The following is a 259-nucleotide window of genomic DNA, read 5'->3' as shown; positions in this document are numbered from 1 at the left end:
CGGACGGCCTGGAGGTAGGAGATGAGTGCGCTTTACATGATCGTCGGTACCCTGGTGGCCCTGGGCGTGCTGGTGACGTTCCACGAATTCGGCCACTTCTGGGTCGCGCGACGCTGCGGGGTGAAGGTCCTGCGCTTCTCCGTCGGCTTCGGCACGCCGCTGGTGCGCTGGCACGACCGGCACGGCACCGAGTTCGTGGTGGCGGCCATTCCGCTGGGTGGCTACGTCAAGATGCTCGACGAGCGCGAGGCGGAAGTAC

1 protein-coding gene is annotated in these 259 nt (G+C 66.8%); it reads left to right on the top strand.

Annotated features, from left to right (window positions below; genetic code table 11):
* Window positions 1-21: 21 nt before the first annotated feature.
* A partial coding sequence (locus tag ACNQO6_RS18445) for a site-2 protease family protein (protein WP_440209913.1) occupies window positions 22-259 on the top strand: 238 nt, incomplete at its 3' end.

The sequence above is a fragment of the Acinetobacter calcoaceticus genome, from assembly GCF_051947995.1.
Taxonomy (GTDB): domain Bacteria; phylum Pseudomonadota; class Gammaproteobacteria; order Pseudomonadales; family Moraxellaceae; genus Acinetobacter.
Note: the sequence above shows the minus strand (reverse complement) of the source record. Positions and strands in the feature narration are given on the sequence as shown.